The organism is Streptomyces sp. TRM70350, assembly GCF_019219825.1.
Classification (GTDB): domain Bacteria; phylum Actinomycetota; class Actinomycetes; order Streptomycetales; family Streptomycetaceae; genus Streptomyces.
The window spans coordinates 1-256 of the sequence record NZ_JAHUXH010000149.1; the positions used below are offsets into that span (position 1 = coordinate 1).

Annotated in this window: 1 protein-coding gene; it reads right to left on the reverse strand. The window is 74.2% G+C overall.

Features of this window, described 5'->3' with window-relative positions; translation table 11 throughout:
- A partial coding sequence (locus KWI83_RS37985; protein ID WP_218518916.1) for a hypothetical protein occupies window positions 1-227 on the reverse strand: 227 nt, incomplete at its 3' end.
- Window positions 228-256 lie beyond the last annotated feature (29 nt).

Genomic DNA, 256 nt, shown 5'->3' on the forward strand with positions numbered 1-256 from the left:
CGGGCCTCACGAGCGAGGGTGGGGAGGGCGGTGTCAAGGGCAGCGAGCAGTTCCTCGGTGGTCTCGCCGACCGCCGTCACACGGTGGGCCAGCGCGGCCCGGCCGGTGGCCAGGCTGAGGCCGATGTCGGCGGGGCGCGCTTCGGGGTGCTCCGTCACGAAGGAGCGCAGCCGCTCGATCTGGGCCCCCAGCGCGCTCTCCGAGCGCGCCGACAACAGCCAGGGCACCGCGGGCAATTTGACGGAACCGGTGGCTG